This window comes from Larkinella fluvii (genome assembly GCF_051857545.1).
GTDB lineage: Bacteria > Bacteroidota > Bacteroidia > Cytophagales > Spirosomataceae > Larkinella.
Genome location: NZ_JBPZHB010000010.1, coordinates 90,549 through 117,231 on the forward strand (window position 1 = coordinate 90,549; position 26,683 = coordinate 117,231).

Annotated in this window: 25 protein-coding genes; 12 read left to right on the top strand and 13 right to left on the bottom strand. The window is 53.4% G+C overall.

Going from position 1 to position 26,683, the window contains the following annotated elements:
- Window positions 1–68: 68 nt before the first annotated feature.
- The 3 genes from ACS5NO_RS25755 (at window position 69) to ACS5NO_RS25765 (ending at window position 2,405) form a co-directional block, all read left to right on the top strand.
- Window positions 69–1,097, top strand: a complete 1,029-nt coding sequence (locus tag ACS5NO_RS25755; RefSeq protein ID WP_439417793.1) for a sensor histidine kinase — start codon at window positions 69–71, stop codon at window positions 1,095–1,097.
- Window positions 1,097–1,864 (top strand): LytR/AlgR family response regulator transcription factor, encoded by a 768-nt coding sequence (locus ACS5NO_RS25760; RefSeq protein ID WP_439417794.1) that lies wholly within the window; start codon window positions 1,097–1,099, stop codon window positions 1,862–1,864. Before ACS5NO_RS25755 ends, ACS5NO_RS25760 begins: the two co-directional genes overlap by 1 nt.
- A gap of 163 nt (window positions 1,865–2,027) precedes the next feature.
- A complete protein-coding gene (locus ACS5NO_RS25765; RefSeq protein WP_439417795.1) occupies window positions 2,028–2,405 on the top strand; it encodes a DUF4890 domain-containing protein in 378 nt (125 codons plus the stop codon).
- Between the two features lie 74 nt (window positions 2,406–2,479).
- On the opposite strand, the gene ACS5NO_RS25770 is transcribed toward ACS5NO_RS25765, so the two are convergent.
- Window positions 2,480–3,280 (bottom strand): carboxypeptidase-like regulatory domain-containing protein, encoded by an 801-nt coding sequence (locus ACS5NO_RS25770; protein WP_439417796.1) that lies wholly within the window; start codon window positions 3,278–3,280, stop codon window positions 2,480–2,482.
- Between the two features lie 238 nt (window positions 3,281–3,518).
- Here ACS5NO_RS25770 and ACS5NO_RS25775 point away from each other — a divergent pair, with 238 nt between their 5' ends.
- Complete coding sequence (locus ACS5NO_RS25775) at window positions 3,519–4,748, top strand: DUF4374 domain-containing protein (RefSeq protein ID WP_439417797.1); 1,230 nt, start codon at window positions 3,519–3,521, stop codon at window positions 4,746–4,748.
- Window positions 4,749–4,880: 132 nt separating this feature from the next.
- Here ACS5NO_RS25775 and ACS5NO_RS25780 read toward each other — a convergent pair whose 3' ends face one another.
- Window positions 4,881–5,672 carry a hypothetical protein gene (locus ACS5NO_RS25780; RefSeq protein WP_439417798.1) on the bottom strand — a complete coding sequence of 264 codons (792 nt, stop codon included), beginning with the start codon at window positions 5,670–5,672 and terminating at the stop codon, window positions 4,881–4,883.
- A 68-nt stretch (window positions 5,673–5,740) separates the two neighbouring features.
- On the bottom strand, window positions 5,741–6,259 hold the full coding sequence (locus ACS5NO_RS25785) for a thioredoxin family protein (protein WP_439417799.1): 519 nt from the start codon (window positions 6,257–6,259) through the stop codon (window positions 5,741–5,743).
- Between the two features lie 133 nt (window positions 6,260–6,392).
- Here ACS5NO_RS25785 and ACS5NO_RS25790 point away from each other — a divergent pair, with 133 nt between their 5' ends.
- Window positions 6,393–7,337, top strand: coding sequence for a YihY/virulence factor BrkB family protein (locus tag ACS5NO_RS25790; protein WP_439417800.1), 945 nt, complete (start codon window positions 6,393–6,395; stop codon window positions 7,335–7,337).
- Window positions 7,338–7,344: 7 nt separating this feature from the next.
- Here ACS5NO_RS25790 and ACS5NO_RS25795 read toward each other — a convergent pair whose 3' ends face one another.
- From ACS5NO_RS25795 to ACS5NO_RS25820, 6 genes are all read right to left on the bottom strand, one after another.
- A complete protein-coding gene (locus ACS5NO_RS25795; RefSeq protein WP_439417801.1) occupies window positions 7,345–8,427 on the bottom strand; it encodes a Gfo/Idh/MocA family protein in 1,083 nt (360 codons plus the stop codon).
- 65 nt (window positions 8,428–8,492) lie between these two features.
- Window positions 8,493–8,747, bottom strand: a complete 255-nt coding sequence (locus tag ACS5NO_RS25800) for a DUF2442 domain-containing protein (RefSeq protein WP_439417802.1) — start codon at window positions 8,745–8,747, stop codon at window positions 8,493–8,495.
- An 8-nt stretch (window positions 8,748–8,755) separates the two neighbouring features.
- Entirely contained in the window at window positions 8,756–8,986 is a 231-nt protein-coding gene (locus ACS5NO_RS25805) for a DUF4160 domain-containing protein (RefSeq protein ID WP_439417803.1), read from the bottom strand.
- A gap of 110 nt (window positions 8,987–9,096) precedes the next feature.
- Window positions 9,097–9,750 (bottom strand): hypothetical protein, encoded by a 654-nt coding sequence (locus ACS5NO_RS25810; RefSeq protein WP_439417804.1) that lies wholly within the window; start codon window positions 9,748–9,750, stop codon window positions 9,097–9,099.
- Window positions 9,751–9,771: 21 nt separating this feature from the next.
- On the bottom strand, window positions 9,772–10,092 hold the full coding sequence (locus ACS5NO_RS25815) for a DUF4377 domain-containing protein (protein WP_439417805.1): 321 nt from the start codon (window positions 10,090–10,092) through the stop codon (window positions 9,772–9,774).
- Window positions 10,093–10,174: 82 nt separating this feature from the next.
- Window positions 10,175–12,292: a S9 family peptidase gene (locus tag ACS5NO_RS25820; RefSeq protein ID WP_439417806.1), complete on the bottom strand. Its 2,118-nt coding sequence runs from the start codon at window positions 12,290–12,292 to the stop codon at window positions 10,175–10,177.
- A 194-nt stretch (window positions 12,293–12,486) separates the two neighbouring features.
- On the opposite strand from ACS5NO_RS25820, the gene tkt reads away from it, so the two are divergent.
- From tkt to ACS5NO_RS25855, 7 genes are all read left to right on the top strand, one after another.
- Window positions 12,487–14,496, top strand: a complete 2,010-nt coding sequence (tkt, locus tag ACS5NO_RS25825; RefSeq protein WP_439417807.1) for a transketolase — start codon at window positions 12,487–12,489, stop codon at window positions 14,494–14,496.
- Between the two features lie 135 nt (window positions 14,497–14,631).
- Entirely contained in the window at window positions 14,632–15,078 is a 447-nt protein-coding gene (locus tag ACS5NO_RS25830; protein ID WP_439417808.1) for an RpiB/LacA/LacB family sugar-phosphate isomerase, read from the top strand.
- A 131-nt stretch (window positions 15,079–15,209) separates the two neighbouring features.
- Entirely contained in the window at window positions 15,210–16,313 is a 1,104-nt protein-coding gene (gene tal, locus ACS5NO_RS25835; RefSeq protein ID WP_439417809.1) for a transaldolase, read from the top strand.
- Window positions 16,314–16,466: 153 nt separating this feature from the next.
- On the top strand, window positions 16,467–17,894 hold the full coding sequence (gnd, locus tag ACS5NO_RS25840) for an NADP-dependent phosphogluconate dehydrogenase (protein ID WP_439417810.1): 1,428 nt from the start codon (window positions 16,467–16,469) through the stop codon (window positions 17,892–17,894).
- Window positions 17,891–19,405 carry a glucose-6-phosphate dehydrogenase gene (gene zwf, locus ACS5NO_RS25845; RefSeq protein WP_439417811.1) on the top strand — a complete coding sequence of 505 codons (1,515 nt, stop codon included), beginning with the start codon at window positions 17,891–17,893 and terminating at the stop codon, window positions 19,403–19,405. The genes gnd and zwf overlap by 4 nt, the downstream gene beginning before the upstream one ends.
- On the top strand, window positions 19,405–20,139 hold the full coding sequence (gene pgl / locus ACS5NO_RS25850) for a 6-phosphogluconolactonase (protein ID WP_439417812.1): 735 nt from the start codon (window positions 19,405–19,407) through the stop codon (window positions 20,137–20,139). The genes zwf and pgl overlap by 1 nt, the downstream gene beginning before the upstream one ends.
- A 194-nt stretch (window positions 20,140–20,333) precedes the next feature.
- Window positions 20,334–21,224, top strand: coding sequence for an alpha/beta hydrolase (locus tag ACS5NO_RS25855; RefSeq protein WP_439417813.1), 891 nt, complete (start codon window positions 20,334–20,336; stop codon window positions 21,222–21,224).
- 20 nt (window positions 21,225–21,244) lie between these two features.
- Here the strand turns inward: ACS5NO_RS25855 and ACS5NO_RS25860 are convergent, their stop codons facing one another.
- The 4 genes from ACS5NO_RS25860 to ACS5NO_RS25875 all read right to left on the bottom strand — a co-directional run bounded on the left by ACS5NO_RS25860 (window position 21,245) and on the right by ACS5NO_RS25875 (window position 26,683).
- Window positions 21,245–22,516, bottom strand: coding sequence for a polysaccharide pyruvyl transferase family protein (locus tag ACS5NO_RS25860; RefSeq protein ID WP_439417814.1), 1,272 nt, complete (start codon window positions 22,514–22,516; stop codon window positions 21,245–21,247).
- 86 nt (window positions 22,517–22,602) lie between these two features.
- Entirely contained in the window at window positions 22,603–23,877 is a 1,275-nt protein-coding gene (locus ACS5NO_RS25865) for a polysaccharide pyruvyl transferase family protein (protein WP_439417815.1), read from the bottom strand.
- Window positions 23,878–23,922: 45 nt separating this feature from the next.
- Window positions 23,923–25,209 (bottom strand): polysaccharide pyruvyl transferase family protein, encoded by a 1,287-nt coding sequence (locus ACS5NO_RS25870; RefSeq protein ID WP_439417816.1) that lies wholly within the window; start codon window positions 25,207–25,209, stop codon window positions 23,923–23,925.
- Between the two features lie 31 nt (window positions 25,210–25,240).
- A complete protein-coding gene (locus tag ACS5NO_RS25875) occupies window positions 25,241–26,683 on the bottom strand; it encodes a RagB/SusD family nutrient uptake outer membrane protein (protein WP_439417817.1) in 1,443 nt (480 codons plus the stop codon).

Here is a 26,683-nt window from a genome sequence, read left to right on the forward strand (position 1 = left end):
GCCGTCGAATTTTCCGGTTTCAGTTCGATTCGTTCCCGATTCGTCCCTGAAGGCGTCATCTTTGCAGCATGAATGCGCGCTTTTCTTTTCGGCAAATTTCCGGGATCGCATCGGTGATCGTGGCGGTTCTGGTGAACCTGCCGCTGATCCGGCTGGCGAACCAAACCCAACTGGCGGTTATTCCCGGTTTGCCGGACACGGTTTTTCTCGTTGTTCGGGTGCTGTTCCACATCGCGTTCACCTTTTTCTTCATTGAACTAAACCGGTATGTGCTGATTCGGAAACGCTACGAACCCTGGCTCAACCTCGCGGGCTGGTACGGTATCAACTTTCTGCTGTTTCTGGCAATCAACGCGCTCTTCGTCGCGCTGGTTTTGCCCTGGTACCCCGAGCGACCGGTTCTCGTGTTGGTTACCACCTATTTTCGCGGTTTTTTCGTGTGGGGAACAGCCCTGCTGGTGGCGAATTTTCTGACGGTTCTGCAACAAAACCGCAGCATGCAAACCGAAAACGAGCGGCTGAAACGGGAGAGTCTGCAAGCCCAGCTCGACGGCTTGCGCGCCCAGCTCAATCCTCATTTTCTGTTCAATTCCCTGAATGCCCTCAGTTCGCTGATTCGGGAGGGGAGTGCCAACACGCAGCCGTATTTGTCCAAATTATCGCAGGTGTTGCGGTATTCACTTCAGGTTCAAAACCGGTCGTTGGTTCCGTTTGCCGAAGAGATGCAGTTTACGATGGCCTATTCGTTTCTATTAACCATGCGGTTTGGTGCTAATCTGCAAATATACAACGAGTTACCAGCCGAAGCGCCCTGGCTGATTCCGCCGATGTCGTTGCAGCTTCTCATTGAAAACAGCGTTAAACACAACGTTATTTCTAACGTCAAACCGCTGACAATTCGGCTTGCCATCGACCCGTCGGGTGCCTTCATTCGGGTCAGCAACGGCTACCAGCCCAAACCCGAACCCGCCGATGGAACCGGAACCGGCCTGCCCAATCTGGAAAACCGCTACCGGCTGCTGACCGGCAAAACCATCCAGATCGTTCGAACTGAGTACGAGTTCAGTGTTGATTTACCTTTAATTCCAGCCGTCTGATGCGCGTTATACTGATCGAAGATGAAGTGCTGGCGGCAACGCACCTGGCCGCCTTGCTGCGGGAGATCGAACCTTCCCTGACGGTTCTGGCGGTCATCGACAGCGTGGCTGAGGGCCGGGAGCGGTGGGAGAGTCTGCCAACGCCCGACCTCATTTTCTCGGACATTCAACTGGCCGATGGGCTGTCGTTTTCGCTGCTGGAGCAGGTTCGGGTGCCGTGTCCGATCATTTTTACGACGGCTTTCGACGAATATGCTATCCGGGCTTTCAAGCTCAATAGCATCGATTACCTGCTGAAACCCATTGAACGGGAAGCAGTGGAAGCCAGCCTGCTGAAATACCGTTCGCTGACCCGCCCGGCCACCGACGATCTGGTGCGACAGATGCAGGAAATGCTCCGCGGCCGGGTCTTTCTGCCCAAAACCTACCGAAACAGCTTTCTGATTCAGTTTCGAGATAAACTGTTGCCGGTCAAGGTGAGCGACATCGCCTATTTTGACATTGAAGGGGGCGTGGTTTCCGCGACGCTGTTTACCAAAATCCGTTATCCCATCGATCAGAAGCTGGACGATCTGGAAATCCAGTTGGACCCGCAGCAGTTTTTTCGTGCCAATCGCCAGTTTATCGTATCCCGAAAAAGCATTCAGGAAGCAGAGTTGTATTTCAATGGCCGGTTGCAATTGCAGCTCCAGCCTCTGCCGGGCGGGTCGGTGGTGATCAGCAAAGACCGCGCACCCCAATTCAAAAAGTGGATGGAGGAGTTCTGAACTTTCACCCGGAGCCTGGGCGCTTTGACGGTCGAATTGGTCGGCTTCACAGCGTTTTTCAGGAATTCGGTCTATCCACAGGCTACGTTTGTATCGTCTTCGCGGTCGCGCAGACCATTCAACCAAAAGCCAACCCAATAAAATGAAACGCGTATCGAAAACTATGAAAACCAACCTGTCAAAAGCCGTCTGTTTCATTGCTTTCCTCTTGCTTTCAGCCTCATCATTTGCTCAGCGGGGCGAACTGGGAACACCCGAAGAACGCGCCACCCGAATGACGGCGCGGATGAAAGAAAAGCTGAATCTGTCCGCTGAACAGGAAACCCCGGTAGCCGCTATCAACCTGAAATATGCCAAACAAAACCAGGCGTTGATCGAAACCGGTGGTCGAAACCTCCGCACGGCGCGGCAGGCTCAGGCTGTGATGAAAAAGAAGGACGAGGAACTGAAAAAAGTCCTGAATTCCGATCAATACCAACAGTATCAGGCCATCAAAGAAGAGATGAGAGCCGAACTCAAAGAGCGCCGGAAACAGAAGTAAGACCGCCCGCATCGCCTTTGGGACGTGTCGCTGACGGCCTGATCGATTCGGCGACACGTCCCAAAGGCGATCCATTACCGCCGATTCGTGTAGCCAATTCCCAGTGTATTGGAGCGGGTGGCCGAATCGGTGCCTAAAAAATCGAGCGTAACCGCCGGTTTGTAGACCAGATCATCGCCCCAGGCATCGGTCACCAGCAAGGTTGCTCCCGATGGTTTATACACCGCCGAGACCTCGTAGCGGCCCATCGGAATATCCTTCAGAAAATCGTTGGTGCGTTTGGCGACCCGGAGTTTGAGCGTTTTACCGGCCGATCCGTCGATGAGTGTGCCGACGGGTTTGAAGGTAAACTCAATATTTTCGGTATCCGGCAGGTCGGTAACATTGGGGTCGCGAAACAATTCTGCCGTTCCGCCATAATACAGATCGAGACTCAGGTCGGGAACATGGCCGGTTAGTTTCCATTGAAAATTACGAACCGGTTTTTCGTTTTCCGAAAAGCTGTCCGGGTTTTCGGGATCGAGCAGGATTTTGTAGAGCCGGTTATTGTACTGCTTTAAGATAAAGCCTTTTGCCACCCACTGCCCCAGGTCTTTTACCAGTTGAATTTGGTATGTTCCATCGCTGTTGCTGGCGACTTCGGCACCGCGCCCTTTGATAACCGTATTGTCGATGTAAACCGTGGCGCGGGGTAACGGTTTACCCTCCGGATCGGTCACCTTTCCGATAACGTAACCCGCTTTTCCACCGGTTTCGCTGGGTGAGCCGGGTTCTGGTTCGGTGGAATCGGTTTTGCAGGCCGTCAGAAACGTGAGACTTCCGACCAGAAGAAGGGCTGCGCGGGTCCATCCGCGCAGAATTTGTGGTGTGTTCATTGTCGTGTTGTTGTTTGTTTTTCGATCAACAAAACTAACTGATCCCGCCCGCCCGTTTCAACCCGTTCCGGTATGGATGGCTACAACCTCCGATTGAATTGTACAATCGAACACCTGATTTGTAAAAAGGGAAACCGGTTGAACCAAGGGCTGATAGAACATAGGCGCTGTTGCAGGAGTGAAATCCTGGATTTTGCCCATAATTATCAGTAAATTGTAGCCATTATCATGCATCGTTATGTACAACAAAACCATCCTGATGCTGGTAGCTGTAGGCTGCTGGCTGTCGCTGAATTCGTGTAGCAAAGACCCGGACCCGGTTGATCCGCCAGCGGTTACTGGCGGGTATGTCGTCGCTATCCGGGATGTAGGAGCCAGTAAATCAACTGATTATCTGTTGCAAACCACGTCGATCACCAGCGGCACGCTGTCGGTGGCCGGACAGGGAATTGCGCAAACGGGAAACCGGACGTACGTGCAGGCCGGTAAAACGATCTTCAGCATCGGGGGGAGCGGAGCCAACCAGGGAACGCCCTCGGCAGTAGGTTATGTGCTGGATGCCGCGAACAAACTGGTTCAGAAAGGGAGTTTTACCTTCGAAAAATACTTCGACGTGCCGACGGTCATTGATGACAATACGCTCGGCGGTATTCAGATTCCCCGAACGGCAGCCGATAACCGGAGTGCCACATTCTACACGGCGACCGTTGCTACCCCAGCCCTATCGGGTCAGGTGAAAAACTCGCTGGCTCCCCTGTTTAAGGATGATCTGGTGTGGCCGTCGGGTATGCGGGTACGCGACGGAAAAGCGTATGTGTCGTATTACCTCCAGAACCGGACTACCTTACAGACGGCCTTTACCGACACGGCGTATGTCGCCATCTACAGCTATCCGGCTTTTACGCTGGAGAAAGTCATCAAGGATGTTCGTACGGGACCGGCGGGGTCGTCCAACAGCAGCAATGGCTTGATCAAAACCGAAAACGGCGATATTTACACCGTGGCTTCGTCGGCGTACACATTTTCACAACGGACGAAACCGGCTGGTTTTCTGCGGATTAAAAACGGAGAGACGGTTTTTGATCCCACGTATTTTTTTAACCTGGATGAGATTTCCAATAACCGAAAAATCTACTATTGCCAGTATCTGGGCAACGGACTGGTGCTGGCCGAAATGGGTCGTTTTCCGACTGTCAACGGGCAATGGGCCTACGAAGACGTCAACCTGAGCGTGGTCATCATCGACCTGAATGCCAAAACCGTGAAAGAAGTGTCGGGCGGCATACCAGCCCATGCCGGACAGGGAGGCATCACGATGTCGTTGCCGGTTGAAAACGGAAAAACTTACCTGCCGGTTACGAGCTACACCGAGGGGACCTACATCTGGGAAATCGACATTGCCACCGCCACCGCCAAACCCGGCGCCCGGGTAAACGCCAAATATGTGACGGGGATTTTTAAGCTTTGAATCGGTTTTTAATATCGAATAAAGAATGTTGAATAATGAATATCGAAGGCCATCCGGACTCTTTTTTCGATATTCGTTATTCAACATTCATTATTCGATATTTAGATCATTATTGGCACCTCATTTAGCTTATTATCTTACCTCCGAAACCACCACAAAATTATCGTTTCGGGTAATGCCATAGAGAATCAGTTTGGACTTCACGCTGCGGTCGATGGCAAAGGCTTGCCCTTCACTGATGGTAGGAATGGTTTTTACGTGTTGCAGCGTAGAGCCACGGTCAGGGAGTTTCAGGACATACAGTTCCGGTTTGTCGTGACCAGTACAGTAAATCAAACCGTCTTTTCCCCAGGTGCCGCCGGACGTACTTTTGGGGGCGAAAGCCTGCAAAACCGTCGCCGGAAACTGCCAGGATTCCAGCCGTTCCCAGTTGGCGTTGAACTTCACCAGCATCGTCCAGCGGTTGTCGCGCCCTTCCGCCGAGGCTTTGTCGGAGTAATTGGCGAAGGCGACCCACCAATAGCCCTGGTAAAAGTCGGCCCAGGTGGCCGAGCCGGGGAGCAATCCGAAGCTGTGGCTACCCGTGTGCCGGAGCGTTTCGGTATCGAAAATTTCGATGGAACTTACCATCGGCACGTCCGGGTAATTGGAATGAACGCAGTAGAGTTTGCGGTTGAGGACAACACCGCTGTTCAGGTGTTTCAATAAACCCGTCGTATCCCGCCAGGCGGCCACCTGTTTGCCGTCCGTTTTCGTATGTTTGGTGAGGGAGGTGTTGTTGATGACGTAAAAGTGAGCCGCATCGACGGCAACGCCCTGTTTTACTTCCTTCAACTGAAACCGCTGGATTTCGTGGGCTTTCTGGGCAAAAACCGGGGTGGTGTTGAAAAAAAAGGGCACCAGCAGGAGGGCTAAAAACCGCATGGAAGCAAAATGTATTTACAGATGGCAGGAATAGTGACACCGATGGAAACCCGGTACGCTCCGTTTTTTTACTTACTTTTTTTCGGGAGATACGATTTCGGATCCAGGGCTTTCGGCGACCAGCTCTGCAAAAAATCCGCTACCAGTTTCGGACTGTGGCCTTTTCCCTCTTCCAGATAGGCCGAATTCTGGGTGTGTAGCCGGTTCCCGTTTTCATCCAGCACCACAAAAACCGGAAAGCCAAACCGTTGCGGGTAGCCCAGTCGCGCCAGGGTTTCCTCGTTCTTGTTCTCCGGGCTATAGTTTACGCGCAACACAACATAATTGTCGGTCAATAAGCGGTTGAGGGTCGTGTCGGTAGTCGTCAGGGTATGGAACCGGAGACACCACACACACCAGTTGCCACCGAGTTGCAGCAGCACGTGTTTGCCTTCTTTTTGCGCCTGGGCCACCGCCTGTTGGATGTCCTGCTGCGCATTGGCATTCGGATCATAAATTTTTGGCGCGTCGGCTTTGGTGGTCGACTGTGAATAAACGGCAGTACATGCTCCAAAAAACAGAGCAAAGGCGAGTAGCAGGGTTTTCATCAGATCAGCTAGTTGATCGAAAAAGCAAAGATAAACGCTTTTCAGGTAGCGTGGGGTATCAAAAGAGTAGAGAAACGTCTAAACTATGTGCCTGAACGCAGGGTTAGTGAAGGGTATTGTTACCTGACCAACCGTGAAAAAAGCCATTCCTGTTTTTCAATTAGCATTTCGGGCTTTTTCGGATCTGAAAACGAATGACCCCATTCGCATGGCGTCAGCAACGGCTTTTTTCAGTCTGTTTGCGTTACCGCCCATCGTCATTATCCTGAGTCAGTTGTATGAAGAGTTGTTTGATGAACACGGCCAGCGCGTGAACTACCTGCTGATTCGTAAACTGGCTGAACTGGTTGGTTATCAGAGTGCCCGTCAATTGCAGGATATTTCCCGACATCTGCAACAGGAGCGGGCCAACCCGTTCTTAACCGGATTGAGTATTGTGCTTTTGCTGGGTGCTTCCACCACCTTGTTCGCCATCATCAAGAATTCATTGAATCAGCTTTGGAGGGTGAAGACCGTCGCTAAAAGACAGGTTTGGCACCTGCTGGTCGATCGGGTCATTGCGCTGGGCATCATCCTGTTTTCTGGTTTTTTATTCACGGTTTCGCTGGCCATTCGCCGGACGTTTCTACCCTTGAAAGATAGCCTGGAACAGCGCGCGATGTATGACTGGTCGACGGATGTCGGTCAGCATCTTCTGTCGATTCTGATGCTGACCGTCTGGTTTGCCGTTATTTTCAAGTATTTGCCCGACATCCGCGTTCGTTGGCGGGCGGTTTGGGTGGGCGCTTTGGTGACGGGCATTCTGGTCGAAGCCGGAGAACAGGTGCTGGACCGGTTTTTAATTACCAGTTCGGTTCGTTCCCTGTTTGGTGCTTCAGGGTCGATTATGCTGATTCTCCTGTTCGTTTTTTACTCCTCGCTGATTTTTTATTACGGCGCGAGTTTCACCCGTCACTTTGCCCAATGGATTCATCTGGAAGCCGAACCCGGCGCCCATGCCGTCGCGTATCAAATTACGGAAGTGGATCGCCCGAACGTTGCTGGTCAGGATTTGCAATCGCCGGGCGACCCCACTTGACCAGCATTTACAACATTACCGGCTGGCCGGTCCGCACCGACTCATCACAGGCAAAGGCAATGCGCAGGCTGTTGACGGCGTCCTGTAGATGATCTGTCAGGTCGATGTTTTCCCGAATGGCTTTCAGGAAATACCGTTGCTCGCGGTTGCAAAGTTCCTGGTGGTCAGGCTCGTCCTGCATGTCGATCCAGGTGTCTTCCTGCACAAACTGGTCGTTTTGGTCGAGGGGCGCGTGGTGAACCCGGAGTGATTCGGTTTTGGTGTGCGAATCCACGTTATCCGATTTACCGGCGGCTCCGGCATTTTTCGCCACAATGGAAACGCAGCCTTTCGGTCCAATCACATCTTTGACGAAAAAGGCGGTTTCGCTCATCATTGGTCCCCAACCGGCCTCATACCAGCCCACCGACCCATCTTCGAACCGGATTTGCAACTGGCCGTAGTTGTAGTTGCCCGCCGGGATTTCTTCCGTCAGCCGCGCACCGATGGCGTTTACCTGCGTCGGTTTTGAGCGCGTCATCTGGCACATCACGTCGATGTAATGGACGCCACAATCGACAATCGGGCTGAGGCTTTTCATCAGATTCCGGTGAACGGTCCACATGCCGCCGTGGCTTTGCTGGTTTAGGTTCATCCGCATCACGAGCGGTTTGCCCATTTCGTGCGCAATTTCGATGAACTTCTCCCAGGAGGGGTGCTGGCGCAGGATGTAGCCGACAACGACTTTTTTGCCGGCTTTTTCGGCGGCTGCCACCACGCGCTCGGAACCTTCGACGGTGTCTGCGAGCGGTTTTTCGATGAATACGTGGCAACCGTGTTCGAGCGCCAGAATGGCAAACGCTTCGTGGGTGTCGGGATAGGTCGAAATACAAACGGCATCGGGTTTGGTTTCGGCGAGGGCCGTGGCCAGATCGGTGAATAAAGCGTAGCCACCGCCGAGACGCTCGTTCAGAACTTCCTTGCTTTTGCCGGTGGAAACGATGCCGCAGATTTCAAAACCGTCGTTCGTTGAATACGCTATGGCGTGCGAGGAACCCATGTTGCCGCAGCCGACAACGAGAACCCGCACGGGGGAATTTGGAGTTGACATGGAATAATTGAATTAAGGGCAGCAAGTTGGGACAGGTTTGGGAATAAAAAAAGCAGTTGCCTTATTTAGCCGTTAACCTTAGCCAGTTTCTTTGAATACATTAAAAAACCGGTAGCTAACAGATCTTCGTCGAGTTGCTCCCAATGAATACCGTATCCGCCACTGACTAATTCATACTGATTGCGCTGCTCAATAGTGGCTCGTTGCAGGCGTGGAAACCATTCCAGTGGACTTCCAACAATACGGCCATCACTTAACTCTACGAAAATCCGTTCTTTATCAAACCAAACTCGTTTGACTAGTAAATCGTCGTTGTTCATTTCGTTGGCTATTTAAAAAACTCATTCCAGCGGAATTCTATAATATCTTCATTTTCTTCGATTAATCCTTCAGCAATTTTTAGATCTTTTGGCTTAATGCCTCTGTTTTCCAACAATCGAACAGGTCTTACTGAAAAACGTGCTTCACCATCACTATTCCGGACATGCACATGTATTGGTAAATGGTCATTGCTATAAAAAAGAAATCGAAACCCAAAGGCGCGGAAAATTTCTGGCATGTACCTATATCAAATTAACAAAAAAAATACGACATTATATTTGTTTGGCAAAGGTACAATTATCACGCACTAATACTTCTATCCTTGAAATAATGACCAGGTCAAATGCTCTACAACCGCCCCAGCCGGTAATTCAAACCGACAATCCCCTGCAAACCGGGAAAGGAGTTTTTCCAGTCGGTAAGGCCGATTCCCGGCTGGTGCGACATGAAAGTGTCGAACAGGAAATAGTCTGTTCGCTTTTGCAAAGCGATGAACTTCTGAACGCCAATATCCAGATTCCAGCGGGACGAAAACCGGATATTCATAGACGCCGTCAAGCCCATTCCCAACACAAAACCGCTGGCGGTTTGGGGGCGATAAATGGATGTGCCTTCGGGAAACGACTCGATGGTTCCTTCCTGCCGGTATTGCGAACCAATCAGATTGACACCGATCGGTAGGCCCACTTTGGTGGAACGACCGGTTCGACGCACCACATCAAAGCGGGAACCCACCTTGAAAAACGCCCCCGATGTTTTCAGGTTATTGACTCCGCAATCACAGGCATACCCGGAACGAAAACCGCCGAACGGATTGTGGTAGGTGTATCCGGTATGGAACGTCAGTGCCCACTGGTTCAGATTCGGACTCCAGGCCGACGTAAGTTCCAGCGACCGACCCGGTAATGTGGCTACATTGGTGCCTATCTGCCCCTGCCAGCGTTGCGCCTGGGTGGTAAAGAAGCAAAAAAGGAATAAACAGGCAAGGGTAAAGGTTTTCATGGGCGAAGCGGTTTTGCCTGGTTAGGGTTTGATTTTTTCAATCACGTTGACCAACGTATACCGGATACTGGAGCCGTCGGCCGGTGGATTTTTGATTTTCTCCCGCTTCACGGTCAGTTTATACTCGAACCCTTCTTCATAGGCAAAACCTTCAATACCCGCGTAATGAAACGTCCAGTTGGGGGCGCCGTCTATTTTGACCAACAGGCATTTCATGGGGCCAACGCCCGTGCAATCCTGGTAATGGTCGGCCACCTCCATCGTAATCAGATCGGGTTTGAGGTCACTTTTATCACAACTGGAAAACAGAACAATCAGAAACAATAAAAAGAAGCGATTCATGGGAAACAGGCATTTGGTTGATAAGGACATGCTGTAGTGACCAGTTTGAACCGCAATGCGTTGGAAGCCCTCCGGAAAGAATTTACTTGCCGGTTTTGAGCAGTTTCCGCTTGAAAAAATCCGCCGTGGCGTTGCCGACTTTCAGGGCATTGGCGTGCCGCATCCAGTGGTGCGTATCGTCCACAATGATCATCGTCTCCATCGGGACGCCCTTTGCTTCCAGCCGACGGACCAGATCGGTACTCTGGCTGACCCGGACGTTGCGGTCGTCGTCGCCGTGGATGATCAACACGGGCGAAGTCCAGGTGTTGACCACCGAAATCGGCGATGATTCAAATGCTACTTTTGCGGCCAGTTTTGCATCCGGTATCTGTTCGATCTGGTGGGAAACCTGTTCGGTTCGGTCGTTGGTCATGTCGTGGACGCCGTGAATATCGACCCCGGCGGCAAACAGTTTGGAGTCGTGACCCAGCGCCAGGGCCGTCAAATAACCGCCGTAGGAACCGCCGTATACCCCAATCCGGCTGGCGTCGATCTGGGGTTGCTTCGCCAGCCATTCGCCGGCCGCCCGGATGTCCTGATACTCGGCCGCTCCATTTTTGCCGCCCTTGGCGGGTTGGTGAAACGCGTAACCGTAGCCAATGCCGAGCCGGTAATTGACCGACAAAACCGCAAAACCGAGGCTCGTCAGATACTGGTTCCAGGCATAGGCATTGGAATAATAATCGGAATAGTTCCAGCCCAGTTGCATCTGGCGCATGGGGCCGCCGTGAATATAAATAATCGCGGGTTTTTTGGAAGGTCCGCCCGCCGGTTCGAAAAGCTGGGCGTGAACCGTTACGCCGTCGGCGGCTTTGAAAATGACCTGTTTAGGCGTCACCAACTGGCTGGTTGGGAAATTGGCAGGAATCAGATTTTGGGCGAGCAGCCGGGGCGTTCCTTTCGTAAAAGGCATCACGGCGGGCAGCGGAGGACGCTGGGCGGTGGCACTGATCAACGCGATTGTTGCCCCGTCGCCCGTTACCACCGGTGTCCACTCCAGTCCGGCTCCGGGCGTCAGCACTTCCACGGCGGCTTTGTCGACCGGAACCCGAACCACGTGCCGCCGGTCGATGTCCTGTTTGTCGGGGCCGGTGTTACCACTGAAAACGAGCCACTTGCGGTCGGGGCTTAGTTGAATGTGTTCGGCCATGAAACCGCCCGGCGTCAGCAGCAGGGGGGAACCTCCGGTGGAGGGCATCGAATACAGGTGGGGCCAGCCGTCCTGGTACGAAAGAAAAACGATTCGGTCGTTGGCGGCCCAGTGCAGGTTGGTGCCGCCGTGGGTGGGGGGCAACGACCCCGCCAGCGTTTTGGGAGCCTGCCAGAGCGGTTGAGCTTTTCCAGTGGCGACATCTGCCGTCCAGATTCCCCAGGGCTGGTGTTTGCGGGCCAGCAGGGAATCGGGTGCGCCACCCGCACCGGCTGTCCGGACGAAGGCAATTTTGGTGCCGTCGGGCGACCAGCGGGGGGAACGATCCCGCGAAAAGGAGGGAGCAAGCCATTGAATGGGTGTTTCGGAATTGGTGAAAACCCCGACGAAAGCATGATCACCCCGGTTGCAGACGAAGGCCAGCCGCAATCCATCGGGCGACCATTGAATGGAGCCGTTGTCGCCCCGGGCCGTGAAGAGGTTCTTGGCTGGCGATGATCCGTCAATGGGGGCCGTCCAGATCTGATTGCCTTTGATAAAAGCGATTTGATCATTTTTGGGCGAAATCAGGGGTTCATCCCCTTCTGATAACGACTTCGGTTCGCCACCCGCAAAGGGAAGGCTCCAGATCTGAACCTTGATGGGGTTGGGTGAGGATGATGGGTTTACCGGCAACGCTTCGTCCCAGTTAGAACCGTGGTCGCCACCGCGTACGTAAACGACCCATTTTCCGTCGGCCGAAATCGATAGACTGGTGATTTCCTGTCCGTCGTCTTCGGTGTAGCTGGTCAGTTTTCGGGGCGTAAAATCCGGGCCTTCGGCCACATAGACGTTCCGGCGGCCCTGTTCATTGAACACCCAGGCCAGCCGCGATCCCTGGGCCGAACTGGTGAGGTCGGAGGGGAAAGGATAACTTCTGACGGTTTCTAAAGAGTACGATTGCGCCTGCGTGAAAATAGGATTTAACAGAAGAAGGCTGGCAATAAGGCGGAAGAAGGCTGTTTTCATATGCTCGAAAATACAATGAAAAGCGTTATTTCGCAGAGTTGAGCGGAGAAAAAGGGAGTTTATCAGAGAAAAAAACTCCGCTTAACTCCTTTTTTCTCCGCTCAACTCTGCGAAATAACACAGCCAAAGCGAACAAACCCTTTTGGCGGGGGGTTAACTAAGTCAACCTACGTATAGCATTATCCCCCCTTTCGATGAAAACCCCAACCCAGTCCATTGAACAGTTAGGCATCAATACCGTCCGCATTCTGGCCGCCGATGCCGTGCAGAAAGCCAATTCCGGTCACCCTGGTTTGCCAATGGGAGCCGCCCCGATGGGCCATATTCTCTGGACAGAAGCCATGAACTACAATCCGAAAAATCCGGATTGGCCCAACCGCGACCGGTTTATTCTGTCGGCGGGGCATGGCTGTATGTTGCAGTACTGCTACCTGTACCTGACCGGTTATGAGCTGAGTATGAACGATCTGAAGCAGTTTCGCCAGTTGGACAGCCAGACGCCCGGCCACCCGGAATACGGTTTGTCGAAGGGCATCGAAATAACGACCGGGCCGCTGGGACAAGGGTTTGCTAACGGTGTCGGGTTTGCCATCGGGCAATATCACTTGGCCGCCCGCTACAACAAACCGGACTTTCCGCTTTTTGACTATAAAATCTATGCCATTTGCAGCGATGGCGACATGATGGAAGGCATTACGGCCGAAGCGGCTTCGCTGGCGGGGCATCTGCAACTGGGCAACCTGATTTATTTTTACGACGACAACCACATTTCCATCGAAGGTAGCACCGATCTGACGTTTACGGAAGACGTGGCCCAGCGGTTTCTGTCGTACGGATGGCACGTGCAGGTCGTCCCCGACGGCAACGATCTGGAAGCCTTGTACCAGGCTGTGAAAGCCGCTCAGGAGGAAACCAAACGGCCTTCGCTGATCAAGGTGCGGACGCATATTGGCTACGGAAGTCCCAACAAAGAAGACACCGCAGAAGCGCATGGTTCACCGTTGGGTGCCGATGAAATCAAGCTGGTGAAGGAAAAATTCGGATTCGATCCCGAAAAATCGTTTGTCGTGCCGGAAGATGTGCTGCAGTATTACCGGGGAATCGGGAAAGAGCGCGCGAAGAAAGAGGACAAATGGAACGATCTTTACAAGGCCTACAAAGCAAAATACCCCGAACTGGCGGAGGAGTATGAGCTGGTGAGCAACGGCCAATTGCCGAAAGGCTGGGAGAAAAAGATCCCGGTTTTTGCTGCCGGTGATGAGAAAATTGCGACCCGGAAAGCCTCCGGAAAAGTGCTGAATGCCATTGCCGACGCATTGCCGCACCTCATTGGCGGTTCGGCCGATCTGTCGCCGTCGACGGATACAGATCTGAAAAATTACCATTCCTTTTCGGTAGAAAACCGGGAGGGCCGCATTTTCCATTTTGGAATCCGGGAACACGCAATGGGCGCGATCCTGAACGGTCTGGCGGTAACGAAAGGGGTTATTCCGTACGGGGCGACGTTTCTGGTATTTTCGGATTACATGCGCCCCCCGATTCGGTTGGCGGCCATCATGAAAATCCGCCCGATTTTTATCTTTACGCACGACAGCATCGGTTTGGGCGAAGACGGAACGACACACCAGCCCATCGAGCAGTTGATGGCACTCCGGGCCATGCCCAATGTGGTGGTGATTCGCCCGGCGGATGCCAACGAAACCGCCCAGGCCTGGCGCGTAGCCATTCAGCATCCCGGCGGACCCGTTGTGATTGTGCTGACCCGGCAGGGATTGCCGGTCATCGATCAGGAAAAATACACCCCGGCGACGGAACTGGAAAAAGGCGCGTATATTCTGTCGGATTCTGAAAAAGAGCCGGATGTGATTCTGATGGGCACCGGTTCGGAAGTTTCTTTGTTGATCCAGGCACAGGAACAATTGAAGAAAGACGATATTTCGGCCCGGGTCGTCAGCATGCCGTCCTTCGAACTGTTCGACCGGCAGAGCGCGGCTTACAAGGAAAAAGTATTCCCGAAAGCCCTGAAAAAGCGGCTGGCGGTGGAAGCCGGTGCCGAAATGGGCTGGTATAAATACGTCACCGACGAAGGCGATATTCTGGGCATGACCTCGTATGGCGAATCCGCTCCGGCGGAGGATTTGTTCAAGAAGTTTGGCTTCACGGCGGAGAATGTGGTGAAGCGGGCGAAGGCGCTGCTCAGTTAAATTAGGTATTACGGATGAAAAGTTTACGGTTTTCAGTATTCGGTTTATGGCAGCTGAAGCGTTCCTAATTTGTGCGTTAGCCAGTATGCGTCAGCCACCGTAAACTAAAAACCGTAAACCGTAAACTAAAAACACATGAAAATAGGCATTGCCGCTGATCATGGCGGTTTCGAACTGAAGGAAACGCTGAAAGCATTTCTGACCAATCTGGGCTACGAAGTCGTTGATTTTGGTGCGTACCGGCTGGATTCTCTGGACGATTATCCCGATCTGATCATTCCGTTGGCGCAGGCGGTTTCCAGCCGCGATGTAGAGCGGGGCGTGGCGGTCTGCGGGAGTGGCGTAGGAGCGGCCATCGTCGCCAACAAGATTCCGGGTGTGCGGGCCGCATTGATCAACGACCATTTTTCGGCGCACCAGGGTGTGGAAGACGATGATATGAACTTAATTTGCCTCGGCGGACGTATTACGGGAAACCGGGTCGCCGAAGAATTTGTCCAGGCGTTTCTGGAAGCAAAATTCAGCGGTGCCGAACGGCACCTGCGGAGACTGAAGAAAGTGATTGAACTGGAAAAGAAGTAGGTTTACGGTTTTCAGTATTCGGTTTACGGTGGCTGACGCACACTTACTAACGCGTCAGCCACCGTAAACCGAATACTGAAAACCGTAAACTAAAGTCCCAAAACAACCATAAACTACAAATCCCTCAATACATGGCAAATCGCGTAAAACAAATTCACGAGTTTGGTCAGAGCATCTGGCTGGATTTTATTGACCGAAAAATTATGGATTCCGGCGAACTGCAAAAGCTGATCGACGAAGATGGCGTCCGCGGTATTACGTCGAATCCGGCGATTTTCGAGAAGGCCATCAGCAGCAGCTCTGACTATGATGAAGACATCAAAGCGCTGGCAAAAGAAGACAAAAGCAACGAAGATATATTTTACGGTTTGGCCGTCAGCGACATCCAGCGGGCGGCTGATTTGTTTAAGCCGGTGTATGAAGAAGAAGTTCGCGGAGCCGATGGATACGTGAGCCTGGAAGTGTCGCCGTTTCTGGCGCTGGATACAGAAGGCACCATCAAGCAGGCGCGTGAACTCTGGAAAGCCGTGGATCGTGACAATGTGATGATCAAAATTCCCGGAACGGCGCCCGGTTTGTCGGCTATTCAAACCGCCATCAGCGAAGGTATCAATATCAACGTAACGTTGTTGTTTGGACTGGATCGCTACGAAGCGGTAACGGATGCGTACATCTCTGGACTGGAAGCCCGCGCGGCCACCGGTCAGCCGGTCGACGGAATTGCCTCGGTGGCGAGTTTCTTCCTGAGCCGGATCGATGTGATGGTTGATCCGATTCTGGACGAAAAAGGACTGCCCGAACTGAAAGCGCAGGTAGCCATTGCCTCGGCCCGCAAAGCCTACGAAATCTACAAACGGGTGTTCAGCAGCGAACGGTTTGCGAAACTGAAGGAACTCGGTGCGAAACCGCAGCGGTTGTTGTGGGCCAGCACGAGCAGCAAAAATCCGGCGATTCCCGATACCAAATACGTGGAAGAACTGATTGGCCCCGACACTGTGGACACCATTCCGATGGAAACACTGTTGGCCTTCCGCGACCACGGCGATGCGCAAAGCCGCCTGGAAAACGATCTGGACAAGGCGACCGAAATTCTGGAAAAACTCAAAACGGCGGGGATTGACATCGACGAAATCACCCAGAAACTGGAAGACGAAGGCATCGATAAATTCAACAAGCCCTACGAAAAACTGCTGGCGGCCATCGAAACGCAGAAAAAGTCGCTCGAAACCGCTTGAGGGTTTACGGTTTTCGGTTTTCAGTATTCGGTTTACGGTGGCTGACGCATACTGGCTAACGCACAAATTAGGAACGCTTCAGCTGCCATAAACCGAATACTGAAAACCGAAAACCGTACTACCGAATACCACCTCTAAACTTGCACGAGTTCAATGGCAGAAACGAAGTATAATTTTGGAATGATCGGCCTCGGTACGATGGGCCGCAACTTGCTGCTGAACATGGCAGACCACGGCTTTCCGGTAGCCGGTTACGACATCAATCCCGACCAGGTGGCCGGTTTTGAAAAAGAAGGCGAAGGCAAACCGGTCAAAGGCTTTACGGATCTGACGGCCATGACCCAGAGCCTGACCAAGCCCCGCGCCATCATGATGCTGGTGCCCGCCGGCAAACCGGTGGACAACGTGATCGACAAACTGGTGCCGCTACTCGAACCGGGCGACATCATCATCGACGGCGGCAACTCGCACTTTACGGACACCGACATCCGCGACAAAGCGCTTGATTCCAAGGGGCTTCATTTCTTCGGAATGGGCATTTCCGGGGGCGAAGAAGGTGCGCGGAAAGGGCCGAGCATGATGCCGGGCGGTGACAAAGCCGCTTACCTGACCCTGAAACCGATTTTTGACGCCATTGCCGCCAAAGTCGATGGCGTTCCCTGCGTGACCTACATCGGGCCGGGGGCGTCGGGGCACTTTGTGAAAATGGTGCACAACGGGATCGAGTACGGTCTGATGCAGCTCATTTCCGAAACTTACGAAGTGCTGCGCAAAGGGTTGAAACTGGACAATGAGGAGATTTACGAACTTTTCAAAACCTGGAATGAGGGTCGGTTGCAATCGTTTCTGATTGAAGTGACCCGGGATATTTTCGGATTCAAGGAGCCGGACTCCGATCAGTATCTGATTGATCTGATTAAAGACCAGGCCAAATCGAAGGGAACCGGCAAATGGACCTCGCAGGTGGCGATGGATCTGGAAGTGCCGATTCCGACGATCGATATGGCGGTGTCGATGCGCAATTTGTCCAAATACAAAGTGTTGCGGGTCAAAGCGGCAACGGTGTATGGCGATGAACCGTCGCTTCTGGAAATCGACAAAGATACCTTGCTGGAAAGCCTGGAGCAGGCCTTGTATTTCAGTACGGTGATGACCTACGCGCAGGGGCTCGATCTCCTGTATCGTTCCTCGATTTCGTACGGGTATACCCTCAATCTGGCCGAAATTGCCAAAATCTGGCGGGGTGGATGCATCATTCGGGCGACCTTGCTCAATGAGATTTTCAATGCCTACGAAAACGCACCGAGCCTGGAACATTTGCTGCTTGACGAGTCGGTGCAAACGCTGGTGAACGAAACCGTTCCGGGCATGCGGTCGGTGGTGGCTTCGGCCCTGACAGCGGGCATTGCCTTGCCGGCTTTTGCGGCTTCCCTGACCTATTTTGATGCGTTTCGCAGCGAAAACATGCCCTCTAATCTGATTCAGGCGCAACGCGATTATTTTGGTGCTCACACCTATGAACTAATTGGTAAAGAAGGCGTTTTCCACACCCACTGGACGCCATTACCCGGTAAACCATGAAATCAACGCTCACACCGCAACCCACCGTATTTATCATTTTCGGCGGAACCGGCGACTTAGCCTGGCGTAAACTTGCGCCGGCATTATACAACCTGTATTTAGACGGCTGGATGCCGTCTCATTTTTCAATCATCGGAACCGGTCGGACCCAACTCAGTGATGATCAGTTCCGGGAAAAACTGCTGGAGGGCATCAACCTGTTTTCACGCAGTGGCAAAGCCAAAGCCGAGCAGTGGAATACCTTCAGCAAGAACATCTATTATCAGGTTTCGGACCTGAAAGACACGAAGACCTACCAGGAATTGGGGAGCCGGATCGAGTCGTACGAAGCCGAATGGAACGAGAAAGCCGACCTGATTTATTACCTGGCGGTGGCTCCGAATTTCTTCCCGATCATTGCGGACAACATTGCCAAAAAATGTCCGAAAGACGGTATGGAGCGCACCCGCATTGTGATTGAAAAACCGTTCGGGCATGATCTGGAATCGGCCAAAGCCCTGAATAAACAATTGCAGGATATTTTTGACGAGAAGCAGATCTACCGCATTGACCATTATCTGGGCAAGGAAACCGTTCAGAACATCATGGCCTTCCGGTTTGCCAACGCCCTGCTGGAACCGATCTGGAACCGCAACTACATCGACCACGTCCAGATTTCGGTGACCGAACAACTGGGCGTGGAAGATCGGGGCGGTTATTACGACGGTGCCGGGGCGACCCGCGACATGGTGCAGAACCACATTTTGCAGTTGCTGTGTCTGATTGCGATGGAACCGCCGATCAACCTGGACGCCGACGAAATCCGGAACCGCCGGGTGGATGTCCTGAAATCCATGCGCCGGTTCGATGCCGACGCGATCCGGTTTTCGGCCGTTCGCGGGCAGTATGGCCACGGCTGGATTGAAGGGAAAGAAGTGGCTGGTTATCGGGAAGAGCCGGAAGTGAACCCGGAGTCCAATACAGAAACGTTTGCGGCATTCAAATTTTTTGTCGACAACTGGCGCTGGCAGGACGTACCGTTTTACCTCCGGACCGGCAAGCACCTGGCGCAGTCGGCGTCCATCATTTCGATTCAGTTCAAGAACATTCCGCATTCGATTTTTCCACCCGAATCGGCCGAAAACTGGCAGCAAAACCGGCTGGTTTTCAGCATTCAGCCCGAAATGAGCATCCGCTTGCAGATGCAGGCCAAACGGCCCGGTCTGGACATGACGCTGAATCCGGTCGATCTGGTGTTCGATTACAGCGGCACCTATGCCGGAAAACCGCCCGAAGCCTACGAAACGCTGCTGCTCGACACGATGCTGGGCGACCAGACGCTGTTCATGCGGAGCGATCAGGTGGAAGCCGCCTGGGAGCTGATCATGCCGATTCTGCACGCCTGGGAAAGTAAGAAGAGCCTGAGTTTTCCGAATTATTCCGCCGGTTCGTGGGGCCCTGAAAACGCCGAAGCCCTCATTGCGCAGGACGGTTTTCACTGGTTTACCTTACCACTTAACGGAAAACATTGATGAGCCAGCCGATTCTACACGTCTCCAAAACCGCCGATCTGGCGGTTTTGGAACTGGCCGAATTTTTCATCCGAACGGCAAAGGAAACCATTGCCACGACGGGACGGTTTTCGGTCGCGCTCTCGGGCGGCAGTTCGCCCAAAAAACTGTATGAACTGCTCGCTTCGCCCGAATTCAGCAGCCAACTGGATTGGGACAAAGTCGATTTTTTCTTCGGCGACGAGCGCTACGTTCCCTCCGACGATCCGGACAGCAATGCGCTGATGGTCAAAAAAGCGTTATTCGAGCCGCTGCGGATTCCGGCAAAGAACATTTTTACGGTCGATACGAGCCTGTCGCCGGAAGAAGCCGCGCTGAAGTATACCCAAGCCATTCAGCATCGGTATCAGGCCGAACAGGTCCGCTTTGATCTGGTGTTGCTGGGTCTGGGCGACAATTCGCACACCGCGTCGTTGTTTCCGCACACGCCGGTTTTGCACGATACCTCGGTTTCGGTGAAGGCGGTTTTTCTGGACGATCAGAATGTGTACCGCATTACGATGACTGCTCCCCTGATCAATCTGGCGCATCATCTGGCCTTTCTGGTCTACGGAAAAGGGAAAGCCGAAGCCGTTGATGCGGTTCTGAATGGGGCCGAGGATATCGAAAACCACCCCGCCCAACTGATTCGGTCCGCTGAGGGCGAGGTGCACTGGTTTCTGGATGAACCGGCGGCATCGGTGCTGTCGGTTTAGAAAATTAGATAAGAATTATAAATGTAAAATGATGAACGCTAAATGTAAAAGTGCCGGATGGGTAACTACTTTTACATTTAGCGTTCATCATTTTACATTTATAATTCTTTTTAATAACAACCGAATATGTTCTGACATCCAGTTGTTTACATTTAAAAGAATGTACGGATGGCTCTTTCAAAACTACTCGTCTGATGTCCTTTCTCCGACTGCTCTGGCAAATTCCCGTTGCCTTTTTTGCCGTGAGCCTGCTCAGTCTTTTCATCCATGAATACGCCACGGCGCGACCCAGCGTACGGACCAAAGACATTCCGTACGTAAAAGCCGACGCTCCGGATTTCGATGCAGAACGTCAGGTACTCGATGTGTATGCGCCCAAACAAAAAGCCGCGCGGCCTTTTCCCGTTGTGGTTTTCATTCACGGCGGAAACTGGGACAGCGGTAGTAAAAATCTCTATTCGTTCATCGGCCGTCGCTTGGCCAAACAGGAGATGGTGGCCGTCATCATCAATTACCGCCTTTCCCCGGCGGTTTTGGTGCCCGGCATGGCCGACGATTGTGTTCGCGCCGTGCTTTGGACTTCGCAGCACATCGCCGAATTTGGCGGAGATCCCAACCGGATTTTCGTCATGGGCCACTCGGCGGGGGGCGGGCTGGCGGCTTTGTTAACGACGGACGACCGGTTGTTTCAGAAGTTCGGACTGGCCCAAAATCCCATTAAGGGCGCCATTCTCGATGATCCGGCCGGGTTGAATATGTTCGACTATCTGCAGAAAATGGAGTATCCCAATGATGAACAATACCTCGTTCCGTTCGGGAAAGATTCCACGGTTTGGCGGGCGATGTCGGCTCACTACCAGGTTACGTCCGCCAGTCCGCCGATGCTGATCTACGCCGGAAGCCGCACGTATCCGAGCATTGCCAGCAGTACTCAAAAATTCCACGAGCGGCTCCGGGAACTCGGTGTAAAGCATGATTACAAAGTTCTGCCGGGCAAAAAACACGTCGGGATGGTGACGCAGCTCTACTGGCAAAATAACCTCATTTACCGGGAGTTACGAACGTTTGTCGGCGCAAAACCGTAGGCAAAACGCGAAAGCCGCCCCTAGGCTCCGACGTTTTTCTTCACCACCGCCATCGTTTCTTTTTGTCGCTGATTGACAAACTGCTTGCCTTTCAGGGCCTTCGCTTTGGCAGCTTTGGGATCTTTGGCCATCGCCAGAACCGCCGGGACAATCCCCGCAACGTCTTTGGGCGTATCCAGATCAAAAAGCCAGTCGCCCAGACCAATATCGCGCCACATGGCCCCTTTGCTGGTCTGTTCTTCAAACCGGCAAACGATGGCCGGAATGCCCAGCGCGATGCACATGATGGGCGAATGCATTTCGATGCCGAACAATCCCGCCGAGCGAATGTATGTGCTGACGGCTTCGTCGGTGAGCCAGTAGTGATCGCGCCAGACGACTTTCGCTTTCACATCGTCCGGCAGCGGATCATACAGCATTTCCTTGCCAATCCGGACCTGGGTTTCGTTTTCGGGTACGATCAGGATTTTCATCGCCGTCTGCCGAACGACGGCAATGATGGCTTCCCGAATCGGCTTGTTATCCTGTTCTTTCATGGCTTCATTCCGGGCATGTTTTTCCGGATTGACCGACAGTTTTTTCTGCGGCAGTTCCCACCAGGGCGAAAACCGCAGTTGCGGAATTACACACAGAAACTTACCGGTTTCCAGCCCGTGTTTCTTCAAAAAAGTGTCGGCGGCTTTGTCGTTCCGGATGTCCACCGCAAACGCACCGTCGGGGCAGAACGCCATAATCGGACAGGCAACGCCCTTCGACTTGGCAAATTCCATCGAAACTGAATCCCGGAAATAGGCAAACCGGGCTTTGGTGAGTAGCTCAACATCTGCCGGATTGAACTTCAAGCGGTCTTCGGGAAAACCGTATACGCCGGGCCAGGTGATGCCGTAAATGCCGTACGGTTTTCCGGTTTCCCGCCATAGTTCAATTTCTTTCCGACCCACCAGCGACGGCCCGGAGCCGTGCAGCAGAAAACCGCATTCGGAAATGGCCGCCTTCTTTTCTTCTGCTGATTTCAGGATAATCAGTTTGGGAAACCGCTTCATCAGCATTTCCTCAACGCCGTTGCCCACATTGGATGGCCACAAACGCACCTCGACATCGGGCAGGTACTTTTCCAGCAACGTCAGAACGCCGGGCGTATGGGCAATGTCGCCGATGTTTTCCGTCTGCCACGAGGAGCGAAGAATGATGGATTTTTTGGCAGGAAATGTCGCGTTGGCGAGGGACGGCATACTGAGTAGCAACCCGATCAGTGACGGTGTTTGCTTCAGGAATTCTCTGCGGTTTGGCATGAGTACTCGGTTGGACGTTAGGGTGAGGAGTTCCGGATTACACCCGGGATTATCCATAGAAAAGCCCGGTGGGCTTGGTGGGTTGGCTAGACTGCCAGCGTTTTGCCCACGGTTGCCATGGTTTCGCGCTGGCGTTTTTCAACAAAACTTCGGGCCTTCGCGGCTTTGACCTTTGCGGTTTTTGGGTCTTTGGCCATCGCCAGAACCGTCGGAACGATGCGGGCTACTTCGGCGGGTTTGTCCATATCGAACAGCCAGTCGCCCAGACCAATATCGCGCCACATGATGCCTTTGCTGGTTTGTTCGTCGAACCGGCAGACGATGGCCGGAACGCCGTTGCCGACGCACATGATGGGCGAGTGCATTTCCAGCCCAAACAAACCCGCCGAACGCATGTAAGTACTGATGGCCTCACCAGTGAGCCAGTAGCGATCCCGCCAGACAACTTTTGCTTTGACATCGGCGGGGAGTGGATCGTACAGCATTTCTTTGCCAATCGCCACCTGCGTTTCGTCTTCCGGACAAATCAGGATTTTCATCGGCGTTTGCCGGACCACGGTGCTGATGGCTTCGCGGAGCACGGCGTGATCGTGTTCTTTCATTTCCTCATTCCGGGTGTGCTTAAACTCGTCAAAAGCGGCTTTTTTGGCGGGAATTTTCCAGTAGGGCGTATACCGCAGCCGGGGAATGACGCACATGAATTGGCCGGTTTCCAGTTGATGCGCTTCGAGAAAAGCCTTCGCCGACGCATCATCCCGCAGATCGACCGCAAAAGCGGCATCCGGACCATATTCCATGATGGGGCAGGTGATTCCTTTTTCCTTCGCAAACTTGAGCGAGGCCGAATCCCGGAAAAAGATAAACTGCGCTTTACTGATCAGTTCTACCTCAGCCGCCGAGGTGGCGTTGGAGGCCAGTGGTGTCGGGAAAACGCCGTGCAGCGAAATGCCGTAGATGCCGAACGGTTTGCCGGTTTCCCGGTGCCAGCGATCCACGTCTTTGCGGGCCACCAGCGAAGACCCGGAACTGTGCAGCAAAAAGTCGCAGTCGTTGAAGGCTGCCGAAATCTTTTCCGGGCCTTTCAGGATGATCACTTTTGGAAAGCGTTTCTGAATGAGTTCTTCCACACCGTTGCCAATGTCTGACGGCCAGAGTTGAATCGTGACGTCGGGCAGGTACCGTTCCAGCAGGGTGAGGATGCCCGGCGTGTGTCCAATGTCGCCGATGTTGACAGTTTGCCAGGCCGAACGCAGCAGAATGGTTTTTTTTGCGGCTCCAGCTGCGTTGGCAAGAGACGGAATGCTCATCAGCAGGCCGATGAGGGCGGGCGTTTGTTGGAGAAAAGATCGGCGGTTTTGCATGAGAGCAATGAGTTAGAATGTCATTCAAGTGGTTGGAGCCAATGGCTAGACCGCCAGCGTTTTGCTCAAAACGGCCATCGTTTCGCGCTGGCGTTTTTCAACAAAGCTTCGGGCTTTAGCGGCTTTGGCCTTCGCGGCTTTCGGGTCTTTGGCCATGGCCAGAACCGCCGGAACAATCCTGGCCACTTCTTCGGGCTTGTCCATGTCGAACAGCCAGTCGCCCAGACCAATATCGCGCCACATGATGCCTTTGCTGGTTTGTTCGGCAAAGCGGCAGACAATGGCCGGAATGCCGTGGCCGATGCACATGATGGGCGAGTGCATTTCGAGTCCGAACAAGCCCGCCGACAACAGATAGGTGCTGAGTGCTTCGTCGGTGAGCCAGTACCGGTCGCGCCACACCACGTTTTTCTTCACATCCTCCGGCAGTTTATCGAGCAGAATTTCCTTGCCCAGTTTGACCTGGGTCTCGTCTTCCGGAACGATCAGGATTTTCATCCCGGTCTGGCGCACCACGGCAATGATCGCTTCCCGCAGGGGGGCGTTGTCGTGCTCCTTCATCTTTTGATTGATCGCGTTTCTTTCCGCGTCGAAGGGTGTTTTCTTGGCAGGAATTTCCCAGTAAGGCGTAAACCGGGTGCGTGGAATCACGCACAGAAATTTACCCGCTTCCAATCCGTGTTTCGACAGAAAGGCGTTGGCGGCCTGGTCGTTCCGGAAGTCTACCGCGAAAGCCCCATCCGGGCAAAACGCCATCGTTGGGCTTTTTATCCCGATTTCTTTCGCTATTCCCAGCGAAACCGAATCCCGGAAAAACGCAAATCGGGCATTGTTCAACAACTCGACGTCCAGCGGATTGACTTTGCTGGCAGCCGGGCCGGGCGCATAGACACCGGGAAAGGTGATGCCATAAATCCCGTACGGTTTGCCGGTTTCCTTGTACCAGCGTTCCACATCCTTGCGGGCGACGAGCGACGGCCCGGAGCCGTGCAGCAAAAAGTCGCATTCTTTCAGGGTGGCCGCAATCTCCTCCGGTGTCTGGACGATGGCGACCTTGGGAAACCGGCGTTTGAGCAACTCCTCAACGCCATTTCCGACGCTGCTTGGCCAGAGCCGGATGCTGGCGTCGGGCAGGTATTTTTCCAGCAGCGAGAGGACGCCGGGGGTGTGTCCAATGTCGCCGATGTTGACCGTTTGCCACGACGACCGCAGCACAATGGCGGGGGCTTTTTTGCCGGAAATGCCTTTTATCGACGCCAGGAGTGACGCCGTTGCCAGGGCCGCACTTTTCAGGAAAATGCGTCGGTTAGAATGTATGGGATCAGTTGTCATACGATTTGGTGATTGGTAAACCCACACGATGTCAATAGCCGGGATTTTGAACCAGACTCGGATTGGCATCCATATCCACCTGCGGAATGGGCAGCAAAACGTGGAAAGGCTTGATGACCGGATTCCGGTTGAACGTATTGTCAGCTTTCACGGCCTCGACCAGCTTGCCCGTCCGGATGAGATCGAACCGGCGGTTGTTCTCGAACGTCAGTTCCAGTCGGCGTTCCAGCATGACCGCATCCTTAAATTGCTGGTAATTCAGGCCCGTCAACGCCGTCAGTCCGGCCCGGATTCGCACTTTGTTGATGGCCGCATACGCTTCCGTGGTCGGTCCATTGTTCACTTCATTCAGCGCTTCGGCCTGCATCAGCAATACATCGGAAAACCGCAGGATCGGAATGCTGGTGCCTTCACCGCCGTTGGTTCTGGCAGTTTTGTCCCACAGTTTCTGGAAAGAAACTGCCTTCGTGGGATCAGGGTCGGTAATGGAAAGCGTGGTCGTCACCCCGTTGTAGACATACGACGTGATGAACGTAACCGGCTTCCGTTTGTCGTTAGCGGAATAGGCATTGAATAAACTGGCACTGACCCGCGCAATGCCCGCTCCGCCACTGGGGTAAATAAGGGCCGCCCGGACGCCAAAACCGCGCCCAATGTTGTGGCCACGCACATCGGTCAGGTATTGCACTTCAAAGATATTCTCCTTGCCACCCCGCGCCGTGAGCGCAAACGCATCAGCATAATTGTCATACAGTGCATAAACGCCCTGGTCGATTACTTCCTTCGCTTTGGCTGCCGCCTGCGTCCAGAAAGGCGAGCCCGCGGTCGTTCCGGCCCGCCAGAGGTAGAGTTTCGCCAGCATCCCTTTGGCCGCTCCCTGCGTAGCCCGGCCCGACTCGCTGGCCGGAAAGGTAACCGGCAAAACGCTCTCGGCTTCTTTCAGATCAGCTTCAATCAGGGCGTAGATGTCGTTGGCCGGTGACCGGGGGAGTTCCAGGCCTTCCAGTGAGGTGGTTTCTTTCGTTACCAGCGGCACATCGCCGTAGAGCCGCACGAGATTGAAATAATGCAACGCCCGCAGGAATTTCGCTTCGGCGATATACCGTTTTTTCAGTGTTTCATCCATCGCAATACCGGGCAAGCGGTCGATGACGGTATTGGAGCGGTTGATGCCTCGGTAGGCCGGTGAATACAGGCTGACGAAGGAATTGGCGGGCGTGATGTCATACCGCCAAAGCAACGGCCGGTTGGCGTCACCCGTCAGAAAGGGAATGGCGTCGTCGGTGGTGGTGATGTCCAGGTTCGGGTCCAGATTCCCAATGGCATTGTAACACGCTCCCAGTGCCGCTTTGGCATCGTCGGCGGTTTTGTAATAAGTGGCATTGGTCAGGTTCGTTACGGGAGACAGGTCGAGCTGGCTCTCGCAGGCGGTTGCCAGCAGGGCCACAAAAAGGAGTAAGGTGTTGGTTTTCAT